Here is a 14,675-nt window from a genome sequence, read left to right on the forward strand (position 1 = left end):
GGCCCCAGCCGTCGTCTGCGTGCAGTCGAGGGAAGAGGCTCGCCCCCGCCGGTCTTCTTCCCCCCCAACGGGAGGGGCCGCGCCGCAGGACGAAGTCCGGAGGAGCGGCACCGCAGCCGACCACCCACGCCCGCCGCAGGCGCAACGGCGAAACACCACCACGGCGGGTCAGCCGACGACGTGGGGGGCGCCGCAAAGCGCAACGGCGAGAAGCCACCACGGCGGGTCAGCCGACAACGTGGGAGCTCCACTGAAAGGTGGTCACAGCGCGGAGCGGACGGTGCTCTCGAACTGGGAGACGTGCGTGCAGGCGATGTCGCAGGCCTGGTCGGCGTCGCCCGCGATGATCGCTTCCAGGAGCGGCCGGTGCTGCGCGATGTGCTCGGAGACGTGCGGCAGGCGATCGAGGAACAGGTGCCAGATGCGCGTGGCGAGGTTGTAGTAACTCCCCAGCGTGGCTTCGAGGTAGCTGTTGTGTGTGCACCGGTAGATCGCCCGGTGCACCTCGGTGTCCAGCCGCATGAGGTCCGCGTCGGTGGTCGCGGGCTCGTCGAACTCTTCGAGCAGCCGGCGGAGTTCCTCCTGCTCGGCGCGGGTGCGGCGCTTCGCGGCGCTGTAGGCGGCGTGGCCCTCCAGCTGAAGCCGGACCTCGGTGATGAGTGCGAGGTCGGTGATGTTGACCTCGGTGGCGAAGGTGCCGCGGCGCGGGAAGATCGCCACCAGCCGCTCGGACTCCAGCCTCTTGATCGCCTGGTGGATGGGCGTGCGACCGAGGCCCAGCCGGCGCATCAGCTGTTCCTCGCTGATCGGGGCGCCGGGCCGGATCTGCAGGGTGACGATCAGGTCTCGGATCGCTTCGTATGCCTGGTCGGTCAGCGACGGCGGGGTGCCGTGGCGATCCTGCCGGGCGGACGTGTTGACGTGGGCAGTCATGCGGCCTAGCTTAGGCCGCGAACTGAAATATCAGTCTCGTATCTAGTCGAATTTCAGATTCTGGGTAGCTGTGGCTCCCCTGATCTTGTTCCCGTGATCCGCAGCCACCTCGGGTGCGGCAGGAAGACTTCTCCCTCTGGCGTTGTGGAGTACCCATGAGCAGTCAGCAAGGTCTGCTGGACCGGTCGCTCGACGAGATCGACCCCGAGGTCGCCGAGGCCATCGGCCGCGAACTGCACCGGCAGCAGTCGACGCTGGAGATGATCGCGTCGGAGAATTTCGCGCCCCGCGCGGTGATGCAGGCGCAGGGCTCGGTGCTGACGAACAAGTACGCCGAGGGGTATCCAGGGCGCCGCTACTACGGCGGCTGCGCACATGTGGACGTCGTGGAGCGCCTGGCCGTGGACCGGGTGGCCGCACTCTTCGGCGCGCGGTTCGCCAACGTCCAGCCGCACTCCGGCGCCCAGGCCAACGCCGCCGCGATGATGGCGCTCCTGGACCCCGGCGACACCGTCCTCGGGCTGGACCTGGCACACGGCGGTCATCTGACCCACGGCATGCGCCTCAACTTCTCCGGCAAGCTGTACCGCGTCGTGGCCTACCACGTCCGCGAGACCGACTGCCTGATCGACATGGACGAGGTCGAGCGGCTCGCCCAGGAGCACCGCCCCAAGGTGATCGTCGCGGGCTGGTCCGCCTACCCCCGCCACCTCGACTTCGCGCGCTTCCGCCGGATCGCCGACGCGGTCGGGGCGTACCTGATGGTGGACATGGCGCACTTCGCCGGCCTGGTCGCGGCCGGCCTGCACCCGTCCCCCGTGCCGTACGCCCATGTCGTCACCACCACCACGCACAAGACGCTGGGCGGCCCGCGCGGCGGCGTGATCCTCACCCAGGACGCGGCGCTGGCCAAAAAGATCAACTCTGCCGTTTTCCCCGGTCAGCAGGGAGGCCCGCTGGAGCATGTGATCGCGGCCAAGGCCGTGGCCTTCGCCCTCGCGGGGGCGCCGGAGTTCGCCGAGCGGCAGCGGCGCACCCTGTCCGGAGCGCGGGCGCTCGCCGGCCGGCTGCTGGCGGACGACTCCCGCGAGGCCGGCGTGCGGGTGCTGACCGGCGGAACCGAGGTGCACCTGGTCCTGGTCGACCTGCGGGAAGCGGAGCTGGACGGCCGGCAGGCCGAGGACCGGCTGCACTCCATCGGCATCACGGTCAACCGGAATGCCGTGCCCTTCGACCCGCGCCCGCCGATGGTCACCTCCGGCCTGCGGATCGGCACCCCCGCACTGGCCACCCGCGGCCTCGGCCCGGAGGACTTCCGCGAGGTCGCCGACGTGATCGCACTGACGTTGCGTCCGGACCACGATGCCGACGCCTTGCGGCACCGGGTGGCCGCGGTCGCGGCCACGTACCCGCTCTACCCGCAGCTGTGAGCCGGGTGCCATGACCGCGGCACCGGGCCCTGCTCCACGGCGACCGCGCCGTGGTGTTCCGCCCACCGTTCCGTTCCCTCGCCGCACAGGAGGCACCGTGCCGCACGAGTTGCCCGAACACCCCGACTGGCTCTGGCGGAACCCCGACCCGAAGCCGTCGTACGACGTCGTCATCGTCGGCGCCGGCGGACACGGCCTGGCCACCGCCTATTACCTCGCGAAGAACCACGGCATCACCAACGTCGCCGTACTGGAGCGCGGCTGGCTGGCCGGCGGCAACATGGCGCGGAACACCACCATCATCCGCTCCAACTACCTGTGGGACGAGAGCGCCGCGCTCTACGAACACGCCCTGAAGCTGTGGGAGGTGCTGCCCGAGGAGCTGGAGTACGACTTCCTGTTCAGCCAGCGCGGTGTGCTCAACCTCGCCCACACGCTGCAGGACGTCCGCGAGGGCGTCCGCCGGGTGCACGCCAACCGGCTGGGCGGCGTGGACGCGGAATGGCTCTCCACCGAGGACGTCAAGAAGTTCTGCCCGATCGTCAACACCTCCTCCGACGCGCGCTATCCGGTCCTCGGCGCCACGCTCCAGCCGCGCGCCGGCATCGCCAAGCACGACCACGTGGCCTGGGCGCTGGCCCGGAAGGCGGACGCCTACGGTGTCGACCTGATCCAGGGCTGCGAGGTGACCGGCTTCCTCCGCGACGGCGACCGGGTGGTCGGCGTGGAGACGACCCGTGGCCGGATCAACGCGGGCAAGGTGGCGCTGGCCGCGGCCGGCCACACCAGCACCCTCGCCGCGCGGGCGGGGCTGCGCCTGCCGATCCAGAGCCACCCGCTGCAGGCGCTGGTCTCCGAGCTCCTGGAGCCCGTGCACCCGTGTGTGGTGATGTCCAATCATGTGCATGTCTACGTCAGCCAGGCGCACAAGGGCGAACTGGTCATGGGCGCCGGCATCGACGCCTACCCCTCCTACACCCGGCGCGGCAGCGTGCAGATCATCGAAGCGCAGATGGCCGCGGCGCTGGAGCTGTTCCCCCTCTTCGCCCGGGCCCATGTGATCCGGACCTGGGGCGGCGTGGTGGACGTCTCGCCCGACGCCTCCCCGGTCGTCGGGCTCACCCCGGTGGAGAACCTGCTGGTCAACTGCGGCTGGGGCACCGGCGGTTTCAAGGCCACACCCGCCGCCGGCTGGGTCTACGCCCACACCATCGCCACCGGGCAACCCCATCCGCTCAACGCGCCCTTCGGCCTGGAGCGGTTCACCACCGGCGCGCTCATCGACGAGCACGGCGCGGCCGCCGTCGCCCACTGACAAGGAGCCACCCACCATGCTGCTCATCCCCTGCCCGTGGTGCGGCGACCGGGACGAGACCGAATTCGGCTACGGGGGCCAGGCCCATGTCTCCCACCCCGAGGCCCCGGAGACGCTGACCGACGCCGAGTGGGCCGAGTACCTCTTCGTACGGGACAACCCCGAGGGCCCCTTCACCGAGCAGTGGGTCCACACCGCGGGCTGCCGCCGCTGGTTCACCGTCGTCCGCGACACCACCTGCAACGACATCCTCGCCGTCCACCACATCGGCACGACGAATCCGGTGCACCCATGACCGAGACGCCCGCACACCCCCACCGCCTTGCCCGCGGCGGCCGTATCGACCGGTCGGCTTCCCTGAGCTTCACCTTCGACGGCATCCGCTACCACGGCCATCGCGGAGACACCCTCGCCTCGGCGCTGCTCGCCTCCGGTGTCCGCACGGTCGCACCGAGCCTCTACCGCCGGCGCGCCCGCGGCATCGTCGCCGCTGGGGTCGAAGAGCCCAACGCCCTGGTCCAGCTCGACGGGCCATGTCAGGAGCCCATGCTGCCGGCCACCGCCGTGGAGCTCTTCGACGGCCTGTCGGCACGGAGCCTGTCCGGGAAGGGGCGCCTCGACCCGCGCGAGGACACCGCGCTCTACGACAAGAAGTACGTGCACTGCGACGTCCTGGTCATCGGGGGCGGCCCCGCGGGGCTGGCCGCGGCCCTCGCGGCCGGCCGCTCCGGAGCGCGGGTGATCCTCGTCGACGAGCAGCACGAGCTCGGCGGGTCGCTGCTCTCCTCCCGTGCGGAGCGGATCGACCGCGCGCCCGCGCCCGACTGGGTCGCCTCGGCCCGTGACGGGCTCACCGCACTGCCGGAGGTCCGTCTGCTCACCCGTGCCACGGCCGTCGGTGTCCACGACCACGGACTGGTGCTGGTCGCCGAGCGCCGCACCGATCATCTCGGCAGTACGCCGCTGCCCGGGGTGTCGCGCCAGCGGCTGTGGCATGTGCGGGCCCGGCAGACCGTGCTGGCCACCGGGGCGCACGAACGGCCCCTGGTGTTCGCCGACAACGACCGGCCCGGGGTGATGCTCGCCCACGCGGTGCGCACCTACGTCAACCGGTACGCGGTGCTGCCCGGCCGCAGGGCGGTCGTCGTCACCACCAACGACAGCGCGTACGCCACGGCAATCGACCTGGTCGCCGCGGGCGTGCAGGTGCCCGTCCTGGCCGATGCCCGGCTCGAGCCGCCGCCGGAACTGATCGCGACGGTCCGTGCCGCGGGCGTGGAGGTGCGGACCGGATCGGCCGTCGTGGGTACCGACGGCGCCCCGTCGCTCACCGCGGCGTGGATCGCACCGCTGGACCGGCGCGGGGGAGCGGCGGACGCCACCGCGGTCCCGTGCGACCTCCTGGCGGTCTCCGGAGGCTGGAACCCCGTTCTCCATCTGTTCGGTCAGGCGCAGGGCACGCTGCGCTACGACGAGAGCCTGGCCGCGTTCGTACCCGAGCGGTGCCCGAAGGGCCTCGTCACGGCCGGCGCGGTGAACGGCACGTACCACCTTGCCGGTTGCCTGGACGAGGGCACGGCCGCCGGCGTCGAGGCCGCCGCGCGGGCCGGGTTCACCGATGACGCCCCGCCGGCCCGTCCGCGTGCGCAGGACGCGCCGCCCGCTCCCGCGCGGGCCCTGTGGACGATCCCCGCAGGGGCCGACGAACCGTCGACGTGGCGCACCCACTTCGTGGACCTCCAGCGCGACGCCACCGTCGCCGATATCCACCGGGCCATCGGGGCAGGCATGCGCTCGGTGGAGCACATCAAGCGCTACACCACCATCGGCACCGGTCAGGACCAGGGCAAGACCGGCGCGGTCGTCGCGATCGGCGCGATCGCCGAAGCCCTGGGCGTGGGGTCGCCCGGCGAGGTCGGCACGACGACGTTCCGGCCGCCCTACACACCGGTGTCCTTCGCCTTGCTCGCCGGCCGGGACCGCGGCCACCTGAACGACCCGGCGCGCGTGACGCCGATCCACGACTGGCATGTCGCGCACGGCGCCGAGTTCGAGGACGTCGGCCAGTGGAAGCGCCCTTGGTACTACCCGCGACCGGACGAGACCATGGAGGCAGCGGTCCTGCGCGAGTGCCGGGCCGCCCGCGAGGCCGTCGCCGTCATGGACGCCTCCACCCTGGGCAAGATCGACATCCAGGGACCGGACGCCGGCGAGTTCCTGAACCGCCTCTACACCAACGCCTTCGCCAAGCTCAAGGTCGGCTCCTGCCGGTACGGCGTGCTGTGCAAGGCCGACGGCATGGTGTTCGACGACGGTGTGGTCATGCGGCTCGCCCCCGACCGCTACCTGGCCACCACCACGACCTCCGGCGCCGCGGCGGTGCTGGAGTGGATGGAGATGTGGTTGCAGACCGAATGGCCCGACCTGCGCGTGCACTGCACCTCGGTGACCGAGCAGTGGGCCACCGTCGCCGTGGTGGGCCCGAAGTCCCGGGCCGTCCTCGCGCACCTCGCGCCGGATCTGGACCTGTCGGCCGAGGCGTTCGCGTTCATGGACTTCCGCGAGACGCGTCTGGCCGGTGGCGTCCCGGCCCGCATCGGGCGGGTCTCCTTCTCCGGCGAGCTCGCCTTCGAGATCAACGTCGCAAGCTGGCACGGCCGGGCCGTGTGGGACGCCGTGATGGCGGCGGGGGCGGCGTACGACATCACCCCCTACGGCACCGAGACCATGCATGTGCTGCGTGCGGAGAAGGGGTTCATCATCGTCGGCCAGGACACCGACGGCACCGTCACGCCTCAGGACCTGGGCATGGACTGGGTCGTCTCGAAGCGCAAGGATTTCGTCGGCGCCCGCTCCTACCGCCGCCCCGACACCGCACGCCCCGACCGCAAGCACCTGGTCGGGTTGCTGCCGGACGATCCCACCGAGCTGCTCCCCGAGGGAGCACAGCTGGTCGCCGACGGGGTGCCCACCACGACGGAGAACGGCCCGGTACCCATGCTGGGGCACGTCACCTCCAGCTACCGCAGCGCCGTGCTCGGGCACACCTTCGCCCTCGCCCTGGTCAAGGACGGCCGCAACCGCCTCGGCCAGAGCCTCCAAGTGCCCCTCGTCGGGCGCACGGTCAGGGCCACCGTGACCGAGCCGGTCTTCTACGACAAGGAAGGAACCCGCCGTGACGGCTGAGGTGACCACCCCACGTGCCCGCAGCCCGCTGCACCACCGCGCCCACCTCCTCGCGGCGGCCGACGTCGAGGGACCGCGCGGGGTCCGGCTGCGGGAGATGCCCTGTGCGGCGCAGGTGACGCTGCGACTCGACCCGTCGTCCCCCGCGGCGGCCCGCGTGGCCGGGGCGCTGGGGCTGCCCGCCCTGCCGGTGGAGCCCGGCGGCGTGCGCACCGCGGCCGGTGCGCCGGAGCGGACGGTGCTCTGGCTCGGTCCCGACGAATGGCTGGTCGTCGGCCCGGAAGGCGACGCCCCGGCCATCGAGGCGGGCGTGCGGGACGCGCTCGGCGACGGCCACGGAGCCGTGGTCGACGTGTCGGCGAACCGCACCACCCTGGAGCTCAGCGGCCCGTGTGCGCGGGAGGTGTTGGAGAAGGGCTGTTCGCTCGATCTCCACCCGCGCGCCTTCGGCCCGGACCGCTGCGCCCAGACGCTGCTCGCCCGCGCCGCCGTGATCCTCCATCAGATCGACACCGGTCCGACCTACCACCTCCTGGTACGCGGCTCCTTCGCGCCCTACCTGGCCGACTGGCTGCTCGACGCCATGACCGAATTCCGCTCTCCCGAGGTCCCGCGGTGAACCCTCAGCGTCTTGCTCACAGCCGGGGCCGGGCGAGCAGACGGGACAGCACGATCACGCTCTCGGTGCGGTCGATGACGGGGGCCTCGCGGACCCGCTGAATGGCCTGCTCAAGGCGCGCGATGTCCTTGGCGAGCATGTGCACCGTCGCCGAGCCGGCAAACGAGCCGGCAAACGAGCCGGCAATCGGTCCGGCAATCGGGCCGTCAGGGCGGCGGGTTCGGCGACCGGATCCAGCCCAGCGAGCGCTCGACCGCCCGCTTCCAGTTGTCGTACTCCGCCCGGCGCCGCTGCGGGTCCATGTCCGGCAGCCACTGGGCGGCCCGGTGCCAGTTGCGGCGCAGGATCTCCAGGTCGGGCCAGTAGCCGGCGGCGAGCCCGGCGGCGTAGGCGGCGCCCAGGGAGACCGTCTCGACGGCCATGGGGCGCACCACGGGCACGTCGAGCACGTCGGCCAGGAACTGCATGAGCAGGTTGTCGGACGTCATGCCGCCGTCCACCTTGAGCACCTTCAGGGCGAGCGAGGAGTCGGCGTTCATGGCGTCGACCACCTCCCGGGTCTGCCAACCGGTGGCCTCCAGTACGGCGCGGGCCAGGTGCCCCTTGGTGATGTACGAGGTGAGGCCGACGATGACCCCCCGGGCGTCGCTGCGCCAGTGCGGCGCGTACAGGCCGGAGAACGCCGGGACGATGTAGCAGCCGCCGTTGTCCTCGACGGTGCGCGCGAGCGTCTCGATCTCGGGGGCGGTGCTGATCAGCCCCAGCCGGTCGCGGAACCACTGGACCAGCGCGCCGGTGACGGCGATCGGGCCTTCGAGCGCATAGACCGCGGGCTGGTCCTCGATCTTGTAGGCGACCGTGGTGAGCAGTCCGTGCCGGGACCGTACGAGCTCGGTGCCGGTATTGAGCAGCAGGAAACTGCCGGTTCCGTAGGTGCACTTCGCCTCGCCGCGGGCGAAGCAGGTCTGTCCGAACAGCGCCGCCTGCTGGTCACCGAGTGCCGCGGTGATGTGGACGCCCGGAAGGACCCGGCGGGCGGCTCCGTAGGTCTCGGCCGAGGAGTGGATCTCCGGGAGCATCGGGCGGGGGACCCCGAAGAACTCCAGCAGCTCCTCGTCCCAGTCGAGGGTGCTGATGTTCATGAGCATGGTGCGGCTGGCGTTGGTGACGTCGGTGAGGTGCCGGCCGCCCGCCGGCCCGCCGGTGAGGTTCCAGATCAGCCAGCTCTCCATCGTGCCGAACAGCACCTCGCCGTCCTCGGCACGTTGCCGCAGCCCGTCGATGTGGTCGAGCAGCCAGCGGATCCGGGGGGCGGAGAAGTACGTGGAGGGGGACAGGCCGCAGCGCCGGAGGAAGAACTCGTCCCCGGGCCGGCTGCTGAGCTCCTCGACCAGCGGGGCCGTGCGGGTGTCCTGCCAGACGATCGCCCTGCCCAGCGGGGTGCCCGTCCGCCGGTCCCACAGCACGGTCGTCTCGCGCTGGTTGGCGATGCCGATGGCGGCCACCTCCTCGGGGCCGACACCGGCGTCGGAGAGCGCGTGCGGCACCACCCGCTCCAGGGTGTGCCAGATCTCGACGGCGTCGTGCTCGACCCACCCGGGCCGGGGGAAGTGCTGCTGGTGCTCCCGCTGGGCGACCGACACCAGCCGCCCCTGGTGGTCGAACAGGATGCATCGGGTGGAGGTGGTGCCCTGGTCGATGGACATCACATACCGCTCAACCATGATCAGCCTTCCGTTGCGGTGCACGAGGGCGGCGGGGCTCACCAGCGGGCGGCCCCCAGATCCCGGGAGATCGCCCGGGCGGCGTGGCGGACCTGGGTGACCAGGGCCGGCTGCGGAACCCCTTTGGCGTCGCAGATCCGCTCGACCGTGCCGGAGGCGCCGATGGCGCCCACCACGAGCCCGCCGTGGCCCCGGATGGGCGCGGCGACGCCGGCTTCGCCGGTGATCATTTCCTGTACTTCGGCGGCCCACCCGAGCTCCCGGACCTCGGAGAGCGCCCGGGTGAGGCGCTCCGGGGTGATCAGGGTGTGCCGGGTGTACGCCTCCAGCCCGGCCTCCACGGCCGGCTCCAACGGCACGCTGCCGAACGCCAGCAGCACCTTGCCGAGCGAGGAGGCGTGCAGCGGCAGCAGCGCGCCCACGTCCAGGGTCTGGAGGGTGTCGTCGGGGCGGAAGACATGGTGGACGATGAGCACCTTGCCCTCCAGGGGGGCGCCCAGGCGGACCGCTTCCCCACTGCGGGCGGCCAGGGCATCGGCCCAGTTGATGGAGCGCGACCGCAGCTCGTTCACGTCGAGGTAACTGGTGCCCAGATGCAGCAGCGCGGCCCCGAGCTGGTACTTTCCGGTCGCTGGGTCCTGCTCGACGAAGTCGATGTTCTGCAGGGTGCGCAGAATGCCGTGGGTGGTGCCCTTCGCCAGTCCGAGCGACGCGGCCACCTCACCCAGCCCGAGCCGACGGGGCCCGCTGGCGAGCAGACGCAGAATCGCCGCCGCCCGTTCGATCGACTGGACCGGGCCGGCCATGAAGCAATCGTAGTCCCGCGGTCGGCATCAGCGGGAAGCGTCGACATCAGCGGGGAGAGTCGACATCAGCGGGGAGCGTGCCAATCCTGAGGTCGCCGTTCGGTAATGCCGACCGCTGTTCATTGACCGCCCCCGCCGTCCCTCATAGCGTCCTTCTCAGGCCCGGCGTTCCGCCGGCCGGGGGCCTGCCTCCGAGGAGGAGACATGACGGCACAGCTTGACGCGGCGGTTCGGGAGGCGTCCGAACATGTCTGTCCGCTGCCCCACATCCCCGAGGCCGTCTCGGTCGTACGCCGGCGGATGCGCACGGTCCTGGCCGACTGGAACCTGACCCCGGACCTCGCCGAGGACGCGCTCCTCGTGATCTCTGAGCTGATCACCAACGCGGTCGTCCACGCCCTTCCGCCGGCGGCGCTGCGGCTGTCCCGGGCCGGTGCCGGCGGACGCGACACCCTGCGCGTCGAGGTCACCGACGCGGGGCCCGCGTCGGCGGACGGGCGGCCTGCCGTCGAGCCCTGCGCGGACGAGCACGGCCGCGGCATCGGCATCGTCACCGCCCTCTCCGCCGAGTGCGGCACCCAGGTCCACCCGGGCGGCACCACCCGGTGGGCGGAACTCCTCGCGGTGTGAGCCGGTATGCCTGGACGGCCCGGGCGGCGCTTGCATGACGGGGCGCCAGGCTGAAGCTGTGGTCTCAGCCGGCCCGGCCCGGCGCGAGCGTGTCCAGGTCGAGGCTGATGTCGAACGGCAAGGACTGCTGGAGCGTATGGCGGAAAATTCCGGCCGGTGCGTACGAGGCGGTCGGCTCGTCGAGTTCATAAGCGTGCACGGCTGGGACGGTGCCCTCGTCCTCGATACACCAGTAGTGGCGAATGCCGGCCTCGGCGTACTTGCGCAGCTTGACGGTCCGGTCGCGATGGGCGGACTCCGGCGAGACGACCTCGATGACGAGCAGGACGTCCTCCGGAGCGAACCAGGTGCGGTCTGCGTCGTAGGGGGCGGTGGTCAGGAGCAGGTCCGGCTCTGGACGGTTGCGGGCGTCCAGGCGGATGGTCATCTCTCGCTCGACCTCGATGCCGTCCGGGGCCTGAGCCATGAGTGCCACCGTGAGGCCGGTGACGAGGCGGCCGTGCCACGACCGCTGCGGGGACATCATGAAGACGAGTGCTCCGTCGATCAGCTCGGTGTGGCGTGGTGCCTCGGGGAGGCGGTCCAGGTCCTCCGCGAACCAGCCTTCCGCGCGTGGCGGGCGCATCCAGTCGGGCAGTGCGGTCATGGCTTCACGGTAGCGGCTTGCAGCTCACCCCGTTCTCCTCCAGATCCGGGTGCGGTGGAAAGGGCCGGGCTCCGCTGAGCCCGGGCCTTTCCACCTTCCCGTGCTGCCGTCAGCCGCTACGGCGTCCATCTCCTCCCATCCGTCTCCTCCGGCGGTCAGGAAGGCGCCCCGGCCAGGACCTCGACCTTGCCGGTGTCGAGCGAGTAGTAGGCGCCGACCACGGCAAGGGAGCCCTTTTTCACCAGGGGGGCCAGGTCCTGGTTGGAGCGCAGGTTCGCCGCGGTCAGCGTGACCTGGGCGCGGGCCATGGTGTCGACCGGGTCGGCGCCGCCTTCCCGGCGTGCCTTCTCGTACGCCGGCCGCAGCGCCCGGGCGATCGCCTCCAGGTTGCCGGGCAGCGGTTTGCCGTCCCGGAGGGACTTGTACGACGCCTCGACGGCGCCACAACGCTGATGCCCGAGGACCACGATGAGCGGAGTGCCACTGGTCATGGGCCCGTACTCCACGGAACCCGTGACCACCGGGCCGACCGCCTCCCCGCCCGTGCGCATCACGTAGAGGTCGCCCAGCCCGGTGTCGAAGAGGAGTTCCGGCGGCACCCGGGAGTCGATGCACGAGAGGACCGACCCGAAAGGCTTCTGCTTCATGGCCACGAACTGGCGCCGGTTCGGATCCCGGTCGGGGTGTTGAAGGTTGCCGCTCACCCAGCGCGCATTGCCCTCCATCAACCTCGTGAAGGCCGCGGCGGGCGTGGTCGGCCGCGCGGTGGGCGAGGCGCTGGCCGCCACCGGGGCGGCGCTCGTCGAGGAGCACCCCGCGAGCGCGGCCGTGGCGATCGCGAGTCCACCGGCGAGCAGAGATCTGCGATCCGGCTGTCCCGTTCTGTCCATCTGCCGTTCCCCTCAGTCCGCTGGCACACGTCCGTATGACGTGACCAGGGCGATTGTTCAGTGCGGTCCGCGACCACGACGGCAGGCGCAAGCGGGCGCCGGCCGCTTTGCCACCGACGGCCCACAGGAACCGGCACGGGCGGCGCCCGAGCGACAGAGACACGAGGCCGGCGGGCTCGGCGTCTTCCTCAGGTGAGCGCATGGGCGGAAGGACTCACCCAAACGTGGCGTCCGGCCCTCGGCGTCCGGCCCGTGGCGTCCGGCCCGTGGCGTCCCGCCCTCGGCGTCCTGCCCGTCGTGGCTGGGTCTCCCCATGGCCCGGCGGGCGGCAGGCGAAGCGCACTCGGCAGAGCCGGACGAAGTGGCTTGCCCCAGGTCTCGGCCGGTCCCGGACAGCCCTGCGGCAAAAGGGGGTTGATCCATTGTCACCCGGATCGGTGGCCGTTGTCGTCCTTCCCGGAGATGATCTTGAAGGCTTCTTCCGGGCCTAGCGTGAAGGCATGACGGCGAAGGGCATGGCGCTGACGGGCAGGACGGGGAGCGCAGGCATGGATGCGGTGTACCGGGCGGACGACGGCGTGGAGTTGGCCGTTCGGGACCACGGCGGGGACGGGCCCCCGCTGTTGTTGCTGCACGGGGCGGGGCGCACGCTGCTGGACTGGGAGCGGGTTGCGCCGCTGCTGGCCGAGCGGCACCGGGTGTGGGCGATGGATCTGCGGGGGCACGGGCGGTCGGGGGACGGTGCCGCGCCGTGGTCGTGCGAGGTGGCGGTCGAGGACGTGCGGGCGGTGCTGGCGGCCTGCGGGGCGCCGGAGGCCGTGGTGGTGGGGCATTCGCTGGGCGGGATGGTGGCCGCGCACTGTCTTGAGCGCGACGAGCCGGACGGGGGAGCGCCGGCCGCCGTGAATCTCGACGGGCACTGGTTCGGGCGCCCGGAGCAGTACCCGGGACTGGACCCCGAGTACGTACGGGAACGGCTGGCGGAGGTACACGAGTTGGCCCGGGAGGCGAGCGGACGGACCTTCGACGCCGCGGCGTTGGACGGGGTGCTCGGCTTCCAGGAGGCCATGGCTGACGCGTTGGGCATTCCGGCGGAACTGATGGCGGCCGGGGTGCGGCGGTCGCTGGGGGAGACGGCCGACGGGCGGCTGTTCCTGCGGCCGGCCCGGGACCGGGCGCTTCAGGTGCAGGAGGCGCTGGCCGGGCTCGATCTGTTCTCGTTGTACCGGAGGGTGACGAGACCGCTGCTGATCGCCCGGGCGCTGCGCCCCAACCCGCGGATGCCGGGCATGCCGCCGTGGTTCGACGCGCTGATGGCGGCGTACGCCCGGGGCCTGGCACGCGACCTGGACGCGCTGGCCCGGACCCGGCCACACGTGACCGTCGCGGAGGTCGACGGGACGCATGCGATGGTGCTGGAGCGGCCGGAGGAGATCGCGGGACTGGTGACCGGGTTCGTGGCCGGAGCCCTGCCCGGGGGACCTTCCAGGGGTAGCCGGTGGCCGGTATCCGGAGGAGCGTCACGACCCCCGGGGTGAGCCGGGAGGCGCTCCCTGGGCCCTGTCGTCAGGGCCTAGCGGGGGAAGACCTGGAAGAGCGTGGCGGGGTGGCCCCGGTAGCGTTCGCCGCCGTTGCGCAGCATCTGCTCGATGAAGGTGCGGGCGTAGGTGCGCGGATCCTGCTCGGGGCCGCGCAGGCCCTTGATGTAGGTGGCGTGTGCCGCCAGGGAGGCGACCGCACGGTCGATGCCGGGGCCGACCTCGGCGGCGTGCGTGGGGTGCGGGGAGCCCGCAACGGCCACCCAGCGGACGCCGTTCCAGGGCACCAGGCCCTTCGCCCCGGTGAGGTCGCGGAAGATCCAGCGGTTGCCGGCGTCGCTCGCCGCGTCGAGGACCGCCCGGCCGACCACCCGGTGATCCGGGGAGTTCCAGTGGCCGCCGCCCCAGGTGTCGTGGTGATTGAGGGTGATCAGGAGCTCGGGGCGGTGGCGCCGGATGGCCGCGGACAGGTCGCGGCGCAGCGTCCGGCCGGGCTCGATGACGCCGTCATGGTGGTGGTCGAGGAATTCGACGCTGTGGACGCCGACGAGCGCGGCGCCGGCCCGCTGCTCCTTCACGCGGACCGCGGCGCACTCGGCCGGTGGGAGGCCGTCGATACCGGCCTCGCCGCGGGTGACCAGGAGGTAGCTGACCTCGCGCCCCGCGGCGGTCCATTCGGCGATCGCGGCCGCGGCTCCGTATTCGAGGTCGTCGGGGTGGGCGACGACGGCGAGCGCACGCTGCCAGTCCTTGGGCATGGGGGAGAGGTGTTCGGCGGGCATCGGGTCCCTTCCTTCCCGTCCGGTCCTTCCCGTCCTGGTGGCGCGTCCCGCGTGGGGTGTGCCGTGAGGTGTGCCGTGCCCCGTGTCGCAGGTGATCTTCGGTGGCGGGTCCCGGCGTGTGCGGGTGGCCCCGCTTCGATCGTGACACGCCTGGGGGGCGGCCACCGGGTGGGCGG

Annotated in this window: 14 protein-coding genes; 7 read left to right on the forward strand and 7 right to left on the reverse strand. The window is 72.0% G+C overall.

What is annotated here, in order from left to right:
* Positions 1 to 261: 261 nt before the first annotated feature.
* A complete protein-coding gene (locus tag EST92_RS26245; protein ID WP_129283252.1) occupies positions 262 to 933 on the reverse strand; it encodes a GntR family transcriptional regulator in 672 nt (223 codons plus the stop codon).
* A gap of 155 nt (positions 934 to 1,088) precedes the next feature.
* On the opposite strand from EST92_RS26245, the gene glyA reads away from it, so the two are divergent.
* The 5 genes from glyA (at position 1,089) to EST92_RS26270 (ending at position 7,483) form a co-directional block, all read left to right on the forward strand.
* Entirely contained in the window at positions 1,089 to 2,363 is a 1,275-nt protein-coding gene (gene glyA / locus EST92_RS26250; RefSeq protein WP_129283253.1) for a serine hydroxymethyltransferase, read from the forward strand.
* A 97-nt stretch (positions 2,364 to 2,460) separates the two neighbouring features.
* Positions 2,461 to 3,678 carry a sarcosine oxidase subunit beta family protein gene (locus EST92_RS26255; protein ID WP_254069024.1) on the forward strand — a complete coding sequence of 406 codons (1,218 nt, stop codon included), beginning with the start codon at positions 2,461 to 2,463 and terminating at the stop codon, positions 3,676 to 3,678.
* A gap of 16 nt (positions 3,679 to 3,694) precedes the next feature.
* Positions 3,695 to 3,973, forward strand: a complete 279-nt coding sequence (locus tag EST92_RS26260; RefSeq protein WP_129283255.1) for a sarcosine oxidase subunit delta — start codon at positions 3,695 to 3,697, stop codon at positions 3,971 to 3,973.
* Entirely contained in the window at positions 3,970 to 6,864 is a 2,895-nt protein-coding gene (locus EST92_RS26265; RefSeq protein ID WP_129283256.1) for a sarcosine oxidase subunit alpha family protein, read from the forward strand. The genes EST92_RS26260 and EST92_RS26265 overlap by 4 nt, the downstream gene beginning before the upstream one ends.
* A complete protein-coding gene (locus EST92_RS26270) occupies positions 6,854 to 7,483 on the forward strand; it encodes a sarcosine oxidase subunit gamma family protein (RefSeq protein WP_174244142.1) in 630 nt (209 codons plus the stop codon). Before EST92_RS26265 ends, EST92_RS26270 begins: the two co-directional genes overlap by 11 nt.
* Positions 7,484 to 7,499: 16 nt before the next feature.
* On the opposite strand, the gene EST92_RS32630 is transcribed toward EST92_RS26270, so the two are convergent.
* The 3 genes from EST92_RS32630 to EST92_RS26285 all read right to left on the reverse strand — a co-directional run bounded on the left by EST92_RS32630 (position 7,500) and on the right by EST92_RS26285 (position 10,013).
* Positions 7,500 to 7,622, reverse strand: coding sequence for a hypothetical protein (locus EST92_RS32630; RefSeq protein ID WP_275540902.1), 123 nt, complete (start codon positions 7,620 to 7,622; stop codon positions 7,500 to 7,502).
* 67 nt (positions 7,623 to 7,689) lie between these two features.
* A complete protein-coding gene (gene glpK / locus EST92_RS26280) occupies positions 7,690 to 9,207 on the reverse strand; it encodes a glycerol kinase GlpK (protein WP_129283257.1) in 1,518 nt (505 codons plus the stop codon).
* A 38-nt stretch (positions 9,208 to 9,245) separates the two neighbouring features.
* Positions 9,246 to 10,013, reverse strand: a complete 768-nt coding sequence (locus EST92_RS26285; protein ID WP_129244353.1) for an IclR family transcriptional regulator — start codon at positions 10,011 to 10,013, stop codon at positions 9,246 to 9,248.
* 204 nt (positions 10,014 to 10,217) lie between these two features.
* On the opposite strand from EST92_RS26285, the gene EST92_RS26290 reads away from it, so the two are divergent.
* Positions 10,218 to 10,643 carry an ATP-binding protein gene (locus EST92_RS26290; RefSeq protein ID WP_129283258.1) on the forward strand — a complete coding sequence of 142 codons (426 nt, stop codon included), beginning with the start codon at positions 10,218 to 10,220 and terminating at the stop codon, positions 10,641 to 10,643.
* Positions 10,644 to 10,707: 64 nt separating this feature from the next.
* Here EST92_RS26290 and EST92_RS26295 read toward each other — a convergent pair whose 3' ends face one another.
* On the reverse strand, positions 10,708 to 11,289 hold the full coding sequence (locus EST92_RS26295) for a Uma2 family endonuclease (protein WP_129283259.1): 582 nt from the start codon (positions 11,287 to 11,289) through the stop codon (positions 10,708 to 10,710).
* A 155-nt stretch (positions 11,290 to 11,444) separates the two neighbouring features.
* Entirely contained in the window at positions 11,445 to 12,179 is a 735-nt protein-coding gene (locus tag EST92_RS26300) for a carbonic anhydrase (RefSeq protein ID WP_174244143.1), read from the reverse strand.
* Between the two features lie 500 nt (positions 12,180 to 12,679).
* Here EST92_RS26300 and EST92_RS26305 point away from each other — a divergent pair, with 500 nt between their 5' ends.
* Positions 12,680 to 13,717 carry an alpha/beta hydrolase gene (locus EST92_RS26305; RefSeq protein WP_254069025.1) on the forward strand — a complete coding sequence of 346 codons (1,038 nt, stop codon included), beginning with the start codon at positions 12,680 to 12,682 and terminating at the stop codon, positions 13,715 to 13,717.
* 35 nt (positions 13,718 to 13,752) lie between these two features.
* On the opposite strand, the gene EST92_RS26310 is transcribed toward EST92_RS26305, so the two are convergent.
* Positions 13,753 to 14,499 (reverse strand): PIG-L deacetylase family protein, encoded by a 747-nt coding sequence (locus tag EST92_RS26310; protein WP_129283260.1) that lies wholly within the window; start codon positions 14,497 to 14,499, stop codon positions 13,753 to 13,755.
* Positions 14,500 to 14,675: the final 176 nt, after the last annotated feature.

The organism is Streptomyces sp. TM32, assembly GCF_004122755.1.
Classification (GTDB): Bacteria; Actinomycetota; Actinomycetes; order Streptomycetales; family Streptomycetaceae; genus Streptomyces; species Streptomyces sioyaensis.

Bases quoted from the DNA above. Each gene is read 5' to 3' on its own strand.
- EST92_RS26245 (WP_129283252.1), bottom strand. From the start codon at position 933: ATGACTGCCCACGTCAACACGTCCGCCCGGCAGGATCGCCACGGCACC.
- glyA (WP_129283253.1), top strand. From the start codon at position 1,089: ATGAGCAGTCAGCAAGGTCTGCTGGACCGGTCGCTCGACGAGATCGAC.
- EST92_RS26260 (WP_129283255.1), top strand. From the start codon at position 3,695: ATGCTGCTCATCCCCTGCCCGTGGTGCGGCGACCGGGACGAGACCGAA.
- EST92_RS26265 (WP_129283256.1), top strand. From the start codon at position 3,970: ATGACCGAGACGCCCGCACACCCCCACCGCCTTGCCCGCGGCGGCCGT.
- EST92_RS32630 (WP_275540902.1), bottom strand. From the start codon at position 7,622: ATGCTCGCCAAGGACATCGCGCGCCTTGAGCAGGCCATTCAGCGGGTC.
- glpK (WP_129283257.1), bottom strand. From the start codon at position 9,207: ATGGTTGAGCGGTATGTGATGTCCATCGACCAGGGCACCACCTCCACC.
- EST92_RS26285 (WP_129244353.1), bottom strand. From the start codon at position 10,013: ATGGCCGGCCCGGTCCAGTCGATCGAACGGGCGGCGGCGATTCTGCGT.
- EST92_RS26290 (WP_129283258.1), top strand. From the start codon at position 10,218: ATGACGGCACAGCTTGACGCGGCGGTTCGGGAGGCGTCCGAACATGTC.
- EST92_RS26295 (WP_129283259.1), bottom strand. From the start codon at position 11,289: ATGACCGCACTGCCCGACTGGATGCGCCCGCCACGCGCGGAAGGCTGG.
- EST92_RS26300 (WP_174244143.1), bottom strand. From the start codon at position 12,179: ATGGACAGAACGGGACAGCCGGATCGCAGATCTCTGCTCGCCGGTGGA.
- EST92_RS26305 (WP_254069025.1), top strand. From the start codon at position 12,680: ATGACGGCGAAGGGCATGGCGCTGACGGGCAGGACGGGGAGCGCAGGC.
- EST92_RS26310 (WP_129283260.1), bottom strand. From the start codon at position 14,499: ATGCCCGCCGAACACCTCTCCCCCATGCCCAAGGACTGGCAGCGTGCG.